The sequence below is a fragment of the Ruegeria sp. BE3 genome (assembly GCF_056538865.1).
This window is the reverse complement of the sequence record NZ_JBQFTW010000009.1, coordinates 24,506-39,096: the sequence shown is the minus strand read 5'-3', so window position 1 is coordinate 39,096 and position 14,591 is coordinate 24,506. Positions and strand designations below refer to the sequence as shown.

The window sequence follows — 14,591 nt, the reverse complement described above, 5'->3', positions numbered from 1 at the left end:
TCAAAGCCAAGTTGGGGGCGTGGTTAACCCTTTGTCACCACGGCTCGGGCTGCTGGGTGTAGGCGATATAGAGCGGGTGTTTCGGGTGCCCGGCCTTGGAAAGCCCCAGATGGAACAGAGGCTGCCCGGTACCGCGCAACAGTGCCTCAACCGCCGGACCCCGGTCCAGATGTGCGCCATGCGTGCCCCATCCGGCGATGACCTGATCAGCCCATTCCACGCCATCCAGAATGGCTGCGTCATTTTCGGGGCCCACCGGATCGGCGGCGGCGCGCATCTTGCGCGGATCGGTGTCGCGCCAGGCGAAAATGTTTGTGACCTGAAACGCCCCGAACCCCAGTGCCCGCGCGCGGCGTTCGCAACGTTCGACCGTTGGGTCATTCTGTACCTCGGTCGCCGTCGACGGGTTCAGCATCACAAACAGCGCCTTGCGGCCTTTGGGATCCCACACGCGGGTGAGGCTATAGCGATACTTCTCGCAATCGGAGTAAATGGCGGTCGAGGGCGCATCGCCCTTGGTGTGCGTTCGGGTGATCATGCCCTTCGCCTAGCACGGAGTTTAGGCGACGAACACCCGGCTTGGGTGTAGCTCACCAGATTTGTAGATGCCCACGGCCACCGCCTTGCCATCCAGCGAGGCCCAGGCTTCGTCACCGTATTCCACGTCTGAAGCCAGCACCATGCCCGGATTGCCATTGCGCAGACGGGTGGCGCCCTCGGGGGTGCATTTTAGTTCGGGCAGGTCGGCAAGACCGGTTTCCAACGGGTGCAGATATTGGTCCAACGCGGTGGTCTTGGCCATCTCGTCGATCTGTTCGATGCTCAAACCATCCTCGGCCTCGAACGGACCGGACCAGATGCGGCGGAGTACCTTCACGTGGCCGTGGCACCCCAACGCATCACCTAGATCACGCGCAATCGAGCGGACGTAACCGCCTTTGCCACAGGTCATCTCCAGCACTACATGGTCCTCGTCGGGGCGGTCGACCAGAACCAGTTCTTCGACCCACAAGGGGCGGGCGGTCAGTTCCACAGCCTCGCCATCGCGGGCCAGTTTGTAGGCGCGCTGGCCGTCGATTTTAACGGCTGAGAACTTGGGCGGAACCTGCATGATGTCGCCCAGGAACGGAGCCAGTGCCGCCTTGATGTCATCATCCGACGGGCGCGCATCGCTTGCCGCAATCACTTCGCCCTCGGCATCGTCGGTGTTGGTTGCCTGACCCAGCCGCACGGTGAAGGTGTAAGCTTTCAAAGCGTCGGTGATATAAGGAACGGTCTTGGTCGCCTCACCCAAAGCTACGGCCAGAACGCCGGTTGCCTCGGGGTCCAGCGTACCCGCATGGCCCGCTTTTTTGGCGTCCATCGCCCAACGCACCTTGTTGACCACCGCGGTCGAGGTCATGCCCGCGGGCTTGTCCACCACCAGCCAACCGGAAATGTCGCGGCCCTTGCGTTTGCGTCCCATTCTGCACCTTGAATCTTGCTAAGGCGCGCGACCTAGCGGATCACTCAGGCGCTGTCAATTTCAGGGTGCGTCTTCGACCACACCCACGATGGGTCCCAACGAGAACCCGATATCCGACCGGTTGCTGGCGCGCTCATACATGCGGGAAATGTTGCCATCGAGGAACAGCGCATTCGGCGTATTCAGCACGTCGCGGAACAGCCCGCCAAACTCGTGGAAGGTTACGTAGTCGTCTGAGATCGCGAACACCGCGCGGGTGCCATCGGCACTGGTTCCCACCCCGTTGCGGATGTAGCGCGAGGTTGAATCGGGCAGAAAGCGCGGGTGCAATTCTCCGTCGATCACCAGCATGGGACCGGATTGGGTGGCAAAGCGGCACTCGGGCGCCTGATCAACGAAGTCCAATGTCTCGAACACATCGGCGCGGCCTTCACGGATGCAGAACACGCCATTAGGCAGCAATCCGAAATTGCCAGGTCCGGCATTTGAGATCACCCGCATCTGCTCCTGACCGTCTTCGACGTAATGGCCGACGGGCGAACGGTCGTCATGGTACATGCCCGCATTCATCGCGAAAGCCAGCCGTTTGCCCTGAGGCTCTAGAACCTCGTTCACCGCAGAGAAATGGCCGAGCACTTCGTCGTTCTCATCGTTCAGAAACAGGCGTAGGTCCGCCGCGGACGCGTCCACCTCGCAGACCGTGTAGCGCTTATCTTCATGGGTCAGCTTCTCGCAGGTGACTGCAGAAGCTTGCGCAGCCCAAAGGACAGCGCCCAATGTGACAAGCGTGCGGATCACTCGTCCAGATCGCGGCGCACCGCGTCCTGTTCGAACATGCGGCGGGTGTCGTCCAGACGGTCGAACGTGTCATCCAGACGGAACCGCAGGTCGGGCGAGAATTTCAGGTTCAGCTTCTTGCCGACTACGCGCCGCAGCTCGCCCTTGTTGCGAGCCAGCAGGTCGATCACGTCTTCCTGCCCTTTGCCGCCCAGGGGCAGCACATAGGCGGTGGCGATCTTCAGATCGGGCGAGGTACGGACCTCTCCCACGGTGATCGACATGCGGTTCAGGTCGGGGTCGTGGACATCTCCGCGCGCCAGAACCTCGGACAGGGTGCGGCGGATCAGTTCGCCGACGCGCAGCTGTCGTTGGGACGGGCCGGGGCCATCGTGGAATTTGTTCTTTGCCATTCCCCCGATCTAAGCGCAAAGCAGGGCTTTGCCAAGCGGGCGCGAACGGGGTAGGAGGCTTTGAGCCGACTTAGCGAAAAGGACCAGCGCAATGACCCATATTCCGGGGATCGTCATCACAGGGGCTTCGGGCCGTATGGGGCAGATGCTGATCAAGACCGTGACCGACAGCGATCAGGCGCGTCTGGTTGGCGTGGTAGAACGCACAGGCCACGACTGGGTTGGTCAAGACGTGGGTACTGCAATGGGCGGCCAAGCGTTGGGCGTCACCGTCACCGACGATCCGCTGGAGGCCTTCGCGCAGGCACAGGCGGTGATCGACTTCACCGCGCCCGAGGCGACTTTGGAATTTGCCGCGCTGGCCGCGCAAGCGCGCTGTGTGCATATCATTGGCACCACCGGCATGAGTGATGAGCAGATCGCGGCGCTGGAACCAGCCGCGCGCCATGCGGTGATCGTTCGGGCCGGAAATATGAGCCTCGGGGTCAACCTGCTGGTACAGCTGACCAAGAAAGTTGCCGCAGCGCTGGACGAGGATTTCGATATCGAAGTCATCGAAGGCCACCACCACCACAAGGTCGATGCGCCCTCGGGCACTGCGCTGATGTTGGGAGAGGCCGCCGCCGAAGGGCGTGGTGTCAAGCTGGCGGACGTGGCTGACCGGGGCCGCGACGGTATCACCGGGGCACGGCAACGTGGTCAAATCGGTTTCCACGCCATTCGCGGCGGCGACATCGTGGGTGAGCACGACGTCCTGTTCGCTGCCCCCGGAGAGCGCATCGTTCTGCGCCATCTGGCCACTGATCGCGCGATCTTTGCCCGCGGCGCGCTGAAGGCGGCGCTTTGGGGGCAGGGCAAGGCCCCGGGTCAGTACGATATGGTGGATGTGCTCGGGCTCTGAACCCATGGACGGATCGCCCGTCGGCGCTAGACTTTCGGCATGCGCTCCTTAAAGGCGAAACTGGCAGCCGGCCTGATGCTGACGGTGTTCTGTCTGACACTGTTGCCGTTTGTTGTGCATGGTTTTGGTATGATCGGCATTGGCTTGTCCGAAAATGCCCCTCAGCAGAGCTACTTGTTTGCAAATGGGCAGAGCGTCGGCAACGCGGCCATGATGCTGCACATCTTTGCAGGTACGCTGTTGGTGATACTGGTTCCATTGCAGTTGCTGAAAAGTGTTCGGCTCAGGTTCACCGGTTTCCATCGCCTGCTAGGAAAACTGCTGGTGACTCTTGCACTGATCACCGGCATGGCGGGGATGACCTATATCCCCCTGCGCGGGACAATTGGTGGGCCGGTTATGTCCGCCGCCTTCTTCCTCTATGGCCTCTGCCTGTTCACCGCAGCCCTGATGGTGGCGCACAACGCATTGGCTGGAAATCGTGCGGGCCATTGGGCCTGGGGTCTGCGGTTGTTCTGGCTGGCGCTGGGCTCCTGGCTCTACCGTGCGCATTATACTGTTTGGTATCTGCTGACCGGTGGCCTGGGATCCGAGCCTGATTTCTCGGGCCCGTTCGACCTTTTGCAAAACTTTGCGTTCTTTGTTCCATACCTGATCGCCGTGCAGGTCTGGATCGCGCGAAAACGCGATGCGCACCAAAGCGCACTGACGACGGACGCTTAGCGGAAAGCAGCAAGTCCGGGCGGCTCCGCTCCGTCCTGTTCAACCTGCGCGAACAAAGAGCTGAGCCGCTCATCCCATGTGGGGAACAGTCCCGTCAGCGCATAGGTCAGCCGTTCGGCGCCGATCGAGACTCCCAAAGGCGCGGCTTCCCCGCCGATGATGATCTCTCCGATCTCTGTCCAGATGGCTGATGGGGGATAGGCTGCAGGTGCAAGCTCATCCCCGTCGCCGATGCGGTAATAGACGCCCATCGTGACCAAGTAATCCTCACCGAACGGGTCGGGAAAGAAATAGCCCGAGGCATCGCGGGCGGCCAATGCCTCAGCCTCATCCCGCAATAGCACCTTTTGGTCAAAGGGCAGGTCCAAAGCGTCCAAAACGGGGCGCATATCATTGGCCTGCGGGACGCTGACAAACGCGATGCGGGATGGTTCGAGGCCAAATGTATCGGTCAGCAGACGTAGCATCAGCTGGGTGGTATCGCGACCCGTGACCGTGCCGTCCGGGTGGCATCCGACCTCGTGAAACAGGGGCAGCACATCGGGGCGGGTTTTCTCGTCGATATCACCGACGCGGGCCAGAGGTTGAATGATGAAAGCATTAGTCGGCAGGGCGGATTGATCGAAATCATGCCGCAGGCCGCCGTTGTAGCTCGGATTTCCGGTGGCAATCGATAGCGGTTCCATCTCCTTAAAACCAAGCGCGCCAAAACCCGCGCGCAGGCGATTCAACGTGTCGGCGAACTGCGCCTCGAACGCCTCATTCTGACCGGCTGCGCCAGCGGCAAACCGGGGAAGCGCCGCACTCATCGAGGCTGCGGTTCCCAGCTGTACAATTTTCCGTCGGTTCAGTCTCATCTGCGCCTCCCTTGCACACGCAAAAGGAGAGTATCGCAGAAGTTTGGGGCAAACGTTAAGGGATTCTGAAACACGCCCCGAAGGGCGCATCCTCAGAGATCTCTGATCTTGGCTGCACTCAATGGGCAGGCGAGGTAGACGCCGAATTCTTTGCCGATATCGGCGCTGACTCGGGCGTGAACTGCGCCCTGACGGTCGAGGAACCGCTGGTTGTCTTCAACCGGAAATATCCCCTCATGCCAGATGCCGGGATGGATATAGAGTCCACGCGAGCCGTCGCACCAGAAGGCCACGACCTTTTCCGGTGTCAGGTTGTCACCAGGCAGGGCGGCGGGGATGATGAAGGGCTTGTTGTCCAGCGGCCAGAACATCTGACCCCCATCCGGGTGATAGTTCATATGCCACAAGAGCACCTGATCGCGCGGCGCTGTTTGCCGAGCGGTCTGCGCTTGCTGTGGGTCGGTCGACCAACCCAGAACATAGTGGCCATTGACCGCTTCGTTCTCTCCGTAAAGCACATCGCCCTTCCATTCACCGCGAAAGGTGCCCTCGACCCAACCGCCTTCGTCACCGGTGCCTTCGTCGATGGGCCGCCAGCCTTGCTGCGGCCAGCGGGTGATCTCGATCTCGAAGCCTTCGGGGTCGTCGACCAGACAGCCATAACCTTTGACGGAGGCATCGGTGGCGCGGATCAGCGGCACCTCATGCCAGGGCAGCGAGGGCTTGGTGCTGGCCTCGAAAATGTATTCGGGGGCGTTCATGCGACCTCCATGTGCTTATCGACCATACGCTGCACCATCGGGGCGAAATGGGCAAAGTCCGGGGTTTCCATATCGGCGCGCTTGCCTGCCTCGTCGAGATAGCGGACCTGAACGATCTCTTTCAGGTTCGGATTGGCCTCGAACACGGCGACTTCCTCGGCATTCATCGGACCGCCCTGCAGTTCCAGCGTATGGACCGATGCGGTCGACAGGCGGTTGAAATACTCAGGCTTCGTGGCGCAGAGATAGCGCTTGGCTGCCACGTGATAGCGACAGCAATCGGTGATGACCGAGGGGAAGAACTGCTCCAGCACCTCGGCACCCGCGTCCTCATGATGGCGATCCTCTGTGTCGTCGGGATGGTAAGTGCCGAATTCCGATGTGAAATGGCCGATGTCATGCAGCAAGGCACCGACGATGATTTCCTCGGGCATGCCGTTCTGTTCGGCAATAGTCGCCCCTTGCAGCATGTGTTCTGCCATGGTGACGGGTTCACCCAGATACTCCTCGCCGCCGCGACGCTCGAAGATGTCACCAATGAACGCGACGATGTTGTCGCGGTTCAGGGTCGAGAAATCGGGTTTCATTCTGCCGCCTCCGGTTGCGCCATTTCCATCGCCGCGAGCGTAGACAGCAACCCGTCCTTGTCGGCGTAACACCCCTGCAACCAACGCGAGCCCGCGCCGGAGTAGCCCAGACGCGCGTGCAGCACGCGGGTGTTGTCGACGATGAAACTTTCGCCCGGCTCCAGCTTGAACGACACGCCCATGGCCGGGTCGTCGATAATCTCGCCCAACTGGCGATAGGCGGCGTAATAGGCTTCCATCTTGTCGAACGGGATGTCTACGAAAGGCGCCGAGGAACGGTTATTGAATCTGATGCCAACCAGCTCGCCATCCGGCGATAGCTCAATCATCGGGCGGCGCGCACGCAGGCAGACCCCGTCCGAACCTTTGTACTCAAATCGTGCCGGATAACCCGCCAGAAGGGCGAAACCTTCGGAGTTTTGTTCACGCAGCTTTTCGGCAGCACGGAAACCGTCGACCACGATGGAATCCCCACCCTCGGCGCTGTTTTCCAGGCAATAGAGGATTTGCAGCGTCGGCACCGGATCGCGATAGGGGTTGTCGGTGTGGGCCTGCAGACCCAGCCCGGTATAGGCGAGGTTGGTAGGGTTCACCTCAGTCCGTACCTCAAAATAGGGGCCGTAATTGGTCTCGCGAACATAGCCGAACAGATCGGCCACTTTCAGTAGCGACTCGGGCTCGGTTGGGCCGCCTGTCAGTTTGGCGAAGCCGAACTCGGCCACTGCGGCCAGCCAGTTGCGCTTGGTCGCGGGGTTGATGTGAACTTCGGCCCAATCGGCGCTGGGCGCGTCGATACCGCGTTCCCAAGTGGTGATACCCGGGGCAGTGCGACGGGTTTCCTGAGACTGATCGGAATCATAGACGTGATCGGCCAGCCAATCGGCAGGGAAGGTCACGGTCTTGTTTTCGGGCTGGAAAGTGACATTCAAATCGCCATTGAGGACCTCAGCGGTGCTGACCGAGATGTCAGCGGGGATGTCACCGATAGTGATCAGGCGCTGGCCGTTTCCCGGGGCGCGGGTTTCGGGGTCTAGCGCGTTGTCGCGTAGCCAAATGGTATGGAAGCGGGCCTGTGCGCCTGTATCGAAAGTGACGGTCACGACCGAGGCATCATGGGTGGCGGTGCGCAGCATGGGGATCTCCTGTTCAGCGCGGGCTTTGCTTGAGGAGATACGCGCTTCGTGGCATTACCACAATTAAACCTTATTGCCACTGAGGCTTGGAAAATCTTATGGCTAAGAAAAAGATCGGATTACCCCCACTGGACTGGTTGCGCGTATTCGAAGCCGCAGGACGATTGGGCGGCTTTTCCGCGGCCGCACGCGAGTTTGGTCTGACGCAGGCGGCTGTCAGCCAGAGAATCGGCAACCTCGAGGCATGGCTGGGCCGGTCGTTGTTTGTGCGTGAGGCGCGCGGCGTGTCGCTGACCATTGAAGGCGAGAGCTATTTGCCGCTGGTGCAGGACAGCCTGCAGGCGCTGGAACGCAATACCGAGGATCTGTTCGGCAAATCCCCGCGCGAGTTGAGGGTCGCTGGATTGTCGTCGCATATTCACGCGTTGGTTTTGCCTGCCTTACCTGCTTTTTTAGAACTTCGGCCCAAGGTACGGGTGATGACGGACTCCATGGCCCGCCGCTCATCTCTGGATGAGGAGCGGACATGGCTGCAGATCCGATATGGTCGAGGAGTTTGGTCCGGGCGCAAGTCCAAACTGATCGCGCCCGAGGTGCTGGCCCCGATGGCGACACCGGGGGTCGATTGGGGCGCGCCGCTGATTGATCTGCGTGGAGAACGCCCCGGCTGGCAGGACTGGGCGCGCGTTGCCGGGGTCGAGGATTTGCCGACGGGGCGACTGAGTTTCGATTCCGTTGGTCACGCGATCACGGCGGCGCGGCAGGGGATGGGGATCGTTCTGGGCTCGGTACCCCTGGCGGAGGGCAGTTTGCAGACCGGTCGATTGTGCAGGCTTGAACTGCCCGAGCTGCAGACAAAAGATGGATACTGGCTGACATGGCCCGAGGATCGGGTGCGGTCGAAACGGCAGCGGGCGCTAATAGACGACTTTCTGCAAGCGCTGCGGGGCGCGGCCTGATCAGAAGTCGATGGCGATGCCCTTCTTCTCCCAATCACCATAGCGAGCAGGGTCGGGGCCGTCGCGCCCGCCCAGTTCCTTGGGCTGATCCTTGGCGTCGGCCAAAGCCTTCTTGCGACGTTCCTCAGCCTCGGCGAGGGCGCGCTGTGCGGCAGGGGGCAGGTCTTTGCGCTCGTCACTCATGCATCGGGTTCCTTTCCGTTCAGCGCCTTGATATACGCCCTCGTCCGCCCAAGGCAATGCGGGCAAAGGTCACGAGGGACACTCAGCATCATGTCAAACTCTGCAACAGCCGCGCGGCGCAGCGCCATCTATCTGCTGGATCAGATATTGGGTGAGGGCCGGTTGTTGCCAGAATGCCTTGCGGCCGGAGCGTTGGACCGCCTTGCGCCGGAAGATCGCGCGCGCGCTCAACGATTGACTGTTGAATCCCTGCGCGGGCTAGAGCGTGCCGATCGGTTGCTGGCCGATCATCTGCGACAAACACCGGCGCTGACCGTGCACAACGCTCTGCGGCTTGGCACGGTTGAACTGTGTCAGGGTGAAGCTGCCCATGGGGTGGTCAATTCGATGGTCGAAATCGTTGGCCGCTCGCGCAAGCACGGGCGATTGAAGGGGTTGGTAAACGCGGTTCTGCGTAAGATTGCCGCCGATGGCCCGGACGCTTGGCCCAAAATGCGCGTGCCCCGCCTGCCCGAGTGGCTGCGTGATCCGCTGATCATGGCGTGGGGCGAGGACGCGGTGAAGGGTATGGAACAGGCCCATTTCAGCGGCGCGCCTTTGGACGTGACATTGAAGCCCGGAGCTGACGCGCCGAGTGGTCAGGTGCTGCCCACTGGCTCGGTCCGGCTGCGGGATGCGGGGCAGGTTTCAACTCTGCCGGGATATGAGGCGGGCGCCTGGTGGGTACAGGATGCGGCGGCGGCCTTACCCGTGCGGGTCCTGGCCCCGAAAGCCGGGGAAAAGGTGCTGGACCTCTGCGCCGCGCCGGGCGGTAAGACGCTGCAACTGGCTGCGGCGGGAGCCGAGGTCACAGCGCTGGATATTTCCGAGGCGCGGCTGGCGCGGGTGCGTGAGAATCTGAAACGAACAGGCCTCAGGGCCGAAGTGATCACCAGTGATGCGTTGGAACATCAGGGGCAATACGACGCCATCCTGCTCGACGCGCCCTGTTCGGCGACAGGCACGATTCGCCGCCATCCGGATTTGCCTTTCGCCAAGGACGGCTCGGAATTCGGCGGGCTGATCGAGTTGCAGGCGCAGATGCTGGCCCACGCATGGTCCTTGCTGAAACCGGGCGGGCGGCTGGTCTATTGCACCTGTTCCCTGTTGCCCGACGAGGGCGAAGTGCAGATCGAAGAGGCGCTGGATCTGCACCCCGAGATGCAGATCGACCGTGCCGCGCTTGAACTAGAAGGCGTTGAAACAGGCTGGATCACTGAGGAAGGTGGCCTGCGTTTGCGCCCCGACTACTGGCCCGACAGGGGCGGTATGGACGGGTTCTATATCGCCTGCCTGAACAAATCCGCCTGACGCGACGCTTTTCGATGACTTGACGAGCGGACCGGTCTATCGTGTGGTCAAGCGCCCGCAGAGCGCAAGGGGCAGAATCGCAAGCGTCATGTCAAACTCGGACACAATGGCCAATCGCTGGACGCGGTTTCAGAACCGTCTCTACGCGCGCCTGAGTCAAAGGCAAAAACCCGCCGCCGGTTTCGTGGGCCAACCCGAACCGCGCACGGTGGGGTCTTTTGCACGCGGTCGGCAGCTGGTAGCCGGGAACCTGCTGTTCGCCGGGTATCTGGTTGAAGCCGATGATACAGATCTCTGGGATGTGACCGCCCCCAGCACGGATTTCGACGATGAACGCCACGGATTTTCCTGGTTGGATGATCTGGCCGCTGTCGGTGATTATCGCGCGCGTGAAAAAGCGCAGCGTTGGGTATGGGGTTGGGTTGAGGCGCATGGGCGCGGGCACGGTCCCGGCTGGGCCCCGGATCTGACAGGGCGGCGGGTAACGCGCTGGATTAACCATGCGCAATTCCTGTTGCGCGGGATGGATGAGGCGCACAGCAAGCGATTTTTCCGGTCGCTGGCGCAACAGACATGGTTCCTGTCCAAACGCTGGACCTCGGCGACGCCGGGCCTTCCTAGGTTCGAAGCGCTGGGTGGTCTGGTGCAAGCTGGTTTGGCTTTGGATGGGTTGGAGCAGATGGCTGATCCAGCGCTCAAGGCTATGGCCCGTGAATGCGAACGCCAGATTGATGCGGAAGGGGGTATCCTGACCCGCAACCCCGAGGAGCTACTCGAGGTTTTCACCCTGCTTGCCTGGACCTCGGCGGCTCTCAGCGAGGTGGGCCGGGGCACGCCTGCGGCCCAGACCGGGGCGATCCGGCGGATCGCTCCGACATTGCGTAATCTGCGCCATGCAGATGGCGCATTGGCGCGGTTCCATGGCGGTGGGCGCGGGCTTGAGGGGCGGTTGGATCAGGCGCTGGCGCAAAGCGGGGTCAAGCCGCAGGATCATTCAGACCTATCGATGGGCTTTGCCAGGTTGGCAGCGTCGCGGACCACGGTGCTGGTCGATGCTAGCGCGCCGCCAAAAGGGGCTGCATCATACAATGCCCATGCTTCGACCCTTGCGTTTGAACTGACCTCGGGCCGTCGCCCCCTGATCGTGAATTGCGGCTCGGGCGGCAGCTTCGGGCAGGACTGGCGCCGGGCGGGGCGGGCCACGCCCTCGCACTCGACGCTATGCGTGGACGGATATTCCAGCGCCCGCCTTGCCGCGCCGATGAAAGGCGCGGCGCATGAGGCGCTGGTCGACGGCCCTCAGGACGTGCCGGTGGATTTCGAAGACGCCTTCGAGGGTACCCGTTTCATGGCCGGTCATGACGGTTATGCCAAGGTTTTCGGTCTGACCCATGCCCGAACCCTGGAGTTGCGCTTTGACGGGCGCGAGCTGGCGGGCGAGGATATTCTGCTAACGGCAACCGACAAGGCCAAGCGGCAGTTCGACCGGGCGATGGATGCCGCCAACCTCAAGGGGATCGCGTTTGACATCCGCTTTCACCTGCATCCCGACGTCGATGCAGCGCTGGATCTGGGCGGCGCGGCGGTGTCGATGGCGCTCAAAAGCGGTGAGATCTGGGTTTTCCGTCATGACAACATCGGAAAGTTGTCTGTTGAACCAAGCGTTTATCTGGAAAAAGGCCGTTTGAAGCCGCGCGCGACAAAACAGATCGTTCTATCTGGCCGCGCAATGGAGTATGCGACGCGCATCCGGTGGACGCTCAGCAAGGCTCAGGATACAGCCTATGCCGTGCGGGACACGCACCGGGACGAGCCCGTATTCGACTGACGCCAAAAGGACCTTTGGACCCATGACCGATCTTCACCCCGTGCGCCGCGCGTTGCTTTCCGTTTCCGACAAGACCGGGCTGATCGAGCTGGGCAAGGCGCTGGCCGAACGTGGGGTTGAGTTGCTGTCGACCGGTGGCACAGCGAAGGCACTGCGTGAGGCTGGCCTTGAGGTGAAGGACGTCAGCGAGGTCACCGGCTTTCCCGAGATGATGGATGGACGGGTCAAGACATTGCATCCGATGGTGCATGGTGGGCTGCTGGCATTGCGGGACAATGACACCCATGTCGCGGCGATGGAGCAACACGGCATTGGTGCGATCGACCTGCTGGTCGTGAACCTCTATCCCTTCGAGGCGACCGTTGCCAAAGGCGCAGGCTATGACGAGTGCATCGAGAACATCGATATCGGCGGCCCTGCGATGATCCGGGCGGCATCCAAGAACCATGCCTTTGTGAACGTCGTGGTCGATGTCGAGGATTATTCATCGCTGTTGGATCAGCTCGAAGAAAACTACGGCAAGACCTCGCTGGGCTTCCGCCAGTGGCTGGCCCAGAAGGCTTATGCACGTACTGCCGCCTATGACACCGCCGTGTCGAACTGGATGGCTGACGCGTTACAGCTAGAGGCCCCGAAACGCCGCGCCTTTGCTGGCGAGCTGAAACAGACCCTGCGCTATGGCGAGAACAGCCATCAGCAGGCGGCATTCTACACCGATGGTTCGGGCCGTCCCGGCGTGGCAACAGCCGTGCAGCATCAGGGCAAGGAACTGAGCTACAACAACATCAACGACACCGATGCGGCCTTTGAGCTGGTGGCTGAATTCGACCCCGCCGACGGCGCGGCCTGTGCCATCATCAAACATGCCAACCCTTGCGGCGTAGCCAAGGGTGCAACCTTGCTGGAAGCCTACAAAGCCGCGTTCGACTGCGACCGCACCTCAGCTTTTGGTGGCATCGTGGCGCTGAACCAGCCCTTGGACGCAGAAACTGCGCAAGAGATCACCGGCATTTTTACCGAGGTCGTCATCGCCCCCGGCGCATCAGACGAGGCCAAGGCGATCTTTGCCGCCAAGAAGAACCTGCGCCTGCTGACCACCGAAGCGCTGCCCGATGTGACCGCCGGTGGCAAAACCGTGCGTCAGGTGGCGGGCGGCCTGCTGGTGCAGGACAAGGACAACGGCTTTGTCGGCATGGATGACCTGAAGGTCGTCACCAAGAAGGCCCCGACTGATGAACAGATGCGCGATCTGCTGTTCGCGTGGAAGGTGGCAAAACATGTCAAATCCAACGCTATCGTTTACGTCAAAGATGGCGCGACCGTAGGCGTTGGTGCGGGCCAGATGAGCCGCGTCGATTCGGCCCTGATTGCGGCCAAAAAGGCCGAGCGCATGGCCGAAGCACTGGACCTGCCGCAACCGTTGACCATCGGCTCGGCCGTGGCGTCAGATGCGTTCTTCCCCTTCCCCGATGGTCTGATGGAGGCGGCGCAAGCCGGGGCCACGTGCGTTATCCAGCCCGGCGGTTCGATGCGTGATGACGAAGTGATCGCGGCAGCGGATGAGGCTGGTCTGGCGATGGTCTTCACCGGCATGCGTCATTTCCGTCACTGATGCGAAATGCGCTCCTCCTCTGGGCTGGTCTGGCCGCGTTTCTGATCGACCAGATCAGCAAGTATCTGGTTGTTCATGTGATGCGCGTGGTCGAACATCCCAATGGCATCGACATTCTGCCACCGCTTGTCGTGTTCAAATACGGCGAGAATCGCGGCATCAATTTTGGCCTGTTTCAAGGCAACAGCGACGCCGCGCGCTGGGTGCTGATCGGCATTTCGCTGGTGATCTGCCTTGGCGTCCTGATCTGGCTGGCACGCGCGACCCCCACCAAGTTCATGCTGTTCTGCGGAGGCCTGTTGATCGGGGGCGCGCTGGGAAATGTCGTGGACCGAGTGCTTTATGGCTATGTTCTGGATTTTCTGAACATGTCCTGCTGCGGCATCGACAATCCGTTTGTTTTCAATCTGGCTGATGTGTTCATATTTGCGGGAGCTTTGGGCCTAGTGCTGTTTGATAGCAAAAAGCCCTCGTGACGCGCTTTGCGATATGCGATAAAAGCCCCTGAAACTGGCTGGAGATACCGATGCGACTGCCGCGCACCATTCTTGTCCTGACACTCGCCGCTTCGGTTGCGGGCTGTGCCGATATTGGTCTGCGCAACCTTCGGGCCCCGGGGCAGGGACCGGATGAGTTTGCGGTGCTGCCGGTCAAGCCGCTGACCCAGCCAAAGGACTATGCCTTCCTGCCTGCCCCGACGCCGGGTGGTGGCAACCTCACCGATCCCAACCCCACGGCGGATGCAGTTGTGGCGCTGGGTGGAAGTGAGGCTGCACTGAACCCGAACGCTGGCATCCCGTCGGGTGATGCGGCACTGGTGACGGCATCAAGCCGATATGGCGTGCCGGCGAACACCCGTCAGGTAGTTGCCGAAGAAGATGCCGAGTTTCGCCGGAAGAAGCAGCGCCTGACGCGTATTCGCCTGTTCCCTGTGGACCGTTACGCGCAAGCCTACCGGCGTGAGGCGATTGATGCGAACGATGTGAACGAAGCGGCGCGCAGCCGTGGGCTTGAGACTCCGTCCGCACCGCCGCAGTGATGA

General features: G+C 61.5%; 17 protein-coding genes. 8 read left to right on the top strand and 9 right to left on the bottom strand.

The genetic code is table 11. The features are described 5' to 3' along the window. Window positions 1–34: 34 nt before the first annotated feature. The 4 genes from ACR0AZ_RS17365 to rbfA are packed head-to-tail and all read right to left on the bottom strand — an operon-like array spanning window position 35 to window position 2,655. Window positions 35–538, bottom strand: a complete 504-nt coding sequence (locus ACR0AZ_RS17365; protein ID WP_480659910.1) for a DUF1643 domain-containing protein — start codon at window positions 536–538, stop codon at window positions 35–37. Window positions 539–559: 21 nt separating this feature from the next. Beyond that, window positions 560–1,465: a tRNA pseudouridine(55) synthase TruB gene (gene truB, locus ACR0AZ_RS17360; RefSeq protein WP_480659909.1), complete on the bottom strand. Its 906-nt coding sequence runs from the start codon at window positions 1,463–1,465 to the stop codon at window positions 560–562. 60 nt (window positions 1,466–1,525) lie between these two features. Continuing rightward, window positions 1,526–2,263 carry a phosphodiester glycosidase family protein gene (locus ACR0AZ_RS17355; RefSeq protein ID WP_480659908.1) on the bottom strand — a complete coding sequence of 246 codons (738 nt, stop codon included), beginning with the start codon at window positions 2,261–2,263 and terminating at the stop codon, window positions 1,526–1,528. Further along, window positions 2,260–2,655 carry a 30S ribosome-binding factor RbfA gene (gene rbfA, locus ACR0AZ_RS17350; protein ID WP_480471610.1) on the bottom strand — a complete coding sequence of 132 codons (396 nt, stop codon included), beginning with the start codon at window positions 2,653–2,655 and terminating at the stop codon, window positions 2,260–2,262. Before rbfA ends, ACR0AZ_RS17355 begins: the two co-directional genes overlap by 4 nt. A gap of 91 nt (window positions 2,656–2,746) precedes the next feature. On the opposite strand from rbfA, the gene dapB reads away from it, so the two are divergent. Continuing rightward, window positions 2,747–3,556: a 4-hydroxy-tetrahydrodipicolinate reductase gene (gene dapB, locus ACR0AZ_RS17345; RefSeq protein ID WP_480471611.1), complete on the top strand. Its 810-nt coding sequence runs from the start codon at window positions 2,747–2,749 to the stop codon at window positions 3,554–3,556. A gap of 39 nt (window positions 3,557–3,595) precedes the next feature. Beyond that, window positions 3,596–4,279 (top strand): DUF2306 domain-containing protein, encoded by a 684-nt coding sequence (locus ACR0AZ_RS17340; protein WP_480667963.1) that lies wholly within the window; start codon window positions 3,596–3,598, stop codon window positions 4,277–4,279. On the opposite strand, the gene ACR0AZ_RS17335 is transcribed toward ACR0AZ_RS17340, so the two are convergent. The 4 genes from ACR0AZ_RS17335 to tmpA all read right to left on the bottom strand — a co-directional run bounded on the left by ACR0AZ_RS17335 (window position 4,276) and on the right by tmpA (window position 7,617). Next, complete coding sequence (locus ACR0AZ_RS17335) at window positions 4,276–5,136, bottom strand: hypothetical protein (protein WP_480667962.1); 861 nt, start codon at window positions 5,134–5,136, stop codon at window positions 4,276–4,278. The two genes, ACR0AZ_RS17340 and ACR0AZ_RS17335, sit on opposite strands and share 4 nt — an antisense overlap. A gap of 92 nt (window positions 5,137–5,228) precedes the next feature. Further along, window positions 5,229–5,897 carry an ureidoglycolate lyase gene (locus tag ACR0AZ_RS17330; protein WP_480667961.1) on the bottom strand — a complete coding sequence of 223 codons (669 nt, stop codon included), beginning with the start codon at window positions 5,895–5,897 and terminating at the stop codon, window positions 5,229–5,231. After that, on the bottom strand, window positions 5,894–6,484 hold the full coding sequence (tmpB, locus tag ACR0AZ_RS17325; protein WP_480667960.1) for a (R)-1-hydroxy-2-trimethylaminoethylphosphonate oxygenase: 591 nt from the start codon (window positions 6,482–6,484) through the stop codon (window positions 5,894–5,896). Before tmpB ends, ACR0AZ_RS17330 begins: the two co-directional genes overlap by 4 nt. After that, complete coding sequence (tmpA, locus tag ACR0AZ_RS17320) at window positions 6,481–7,617, bottom strand: 2-trimethylaminoethylphosphonate dioxygenase (protein WP_480667959.1); 1,137 nt, start codon at window positions 7,615–7,617, stop codon at window positions 6,481–6,483. Before tmpA ends, tmpB begins: the two co-directional genes overlap by 4 nt. Before the next feature lie 98 nt (window positions 7,618–7,715). Here tmpA and ACR0AZ_RS17315 point away from each other — a divergent pair, with 98 nt between their 5' ends. After that, window positions 7,716–8,576, top strand: a complete 861-nt coding sequence (locus ACR0AZ_RS17315; protein WP_480471617.1) for a LysR family transcriptional regulator — start codon at window positions 7,716–7,718, stop codon at window positions 8,574–8,576. Here the strand turns inward: ACR0AZ_RS17315 and ACR0AZ_RS17310 are convergent, their stop codons facing one another. Next, window positions 8,577–8,759, bottom strand: a complete 183-nt coding sequence (locus ACR0AZ_RS17310) for a DUF1674 domain-containing protein (protein WP_480471618.1) — start codon at window positions 8,757–8,759, stop codon at window positions 8,577–8,579. It abuts the gene before it with no gap. Between the two features lie 90 nt (window positions 8,760–8,849). Here ACR0AZ_RS17310 and ACR0AZ_RS17305 point away from each other — a divergent pair, with 90 nt between their 5' ends. The 5 genes from ACR0AZ_RS17305 to ACR0AZ_RS17285 all read left to right on the top strand — a co-directional run bounded on the left by ACR0AZ_RS17305 (window position 8,850) and on the right by ACR0AZ_RS17285 (window position 14,588). Then, on the top strand, window positions 8,850–10,109 hold the full coding sequence (locus tag ACR0AZ_RS17305) for an RsmB/NOP family class I SAM-dependent RNA methyltransferase (RefSeq protein WP_480667958.1): 1,260 nt from the start codon (window positions 8,850–8,852) through the stop codon (window positions 10,107–10,109). 88 nt (window positions 10,110–10,197) lie between these two features. Next, complete coding sequence (locus ACR0AZ_RS17300; RefSeq protein WP_480667957.1) at window positions 10,198–11,937, top strand: heparinase II/III family protein; 1,740 nt, start codon at window positions 10,198–10,200, stop codon at window positions 11,935–11,937. A gap of 22 nt (window positions 11,938–11,959) precedes the next feature. Next, the gene (purH, locus tag ACR0AZ_RS17295) at window positions 11,960–13,549 is read left to right on the top strand and encodes a bifunctional phosphoribosylaminoimidazolecarboxamide formyltransferase/IMP cyclohydrolase (protein WP_480667956.1); all 1,590 of its coding nucleotides are present in this window, start codon (window positions 11,960–11,962) and stop codon (window positions 13,547–13,549) included. Next, window positions 13,549–14,025 carry a signal peptidase II gene (gene lspA, locus ACR0AZ_RS17290; protein ID WP_480471622.1) on the top strand — a complete coding sequence of 159 codons (477 nt, stop codon included), beginning with the start codon at window positions 13,549–13,551 and terminating at the stop codon, window positions 14,023–14,025. The genes purH and lspA overlap by 1 nt, the downstream gene beginning before the upstream one ends. Window positions 14,026–14,075: 50 nt before the next feature. Then, complete coding sequence (locus tag ACR0AZ_RS17285) at window positions 14,076–14,588, top strand: DUF3035 domain-containing protein (RefSeq protein WP_480471623.1); 513 nt, start codon at window positions 14,076–14,078, stop codon at window positions 14,586–14,588. The last annotated feature ends 3 nt before the right edge of the window (window positions 14,589–14,591 follow it).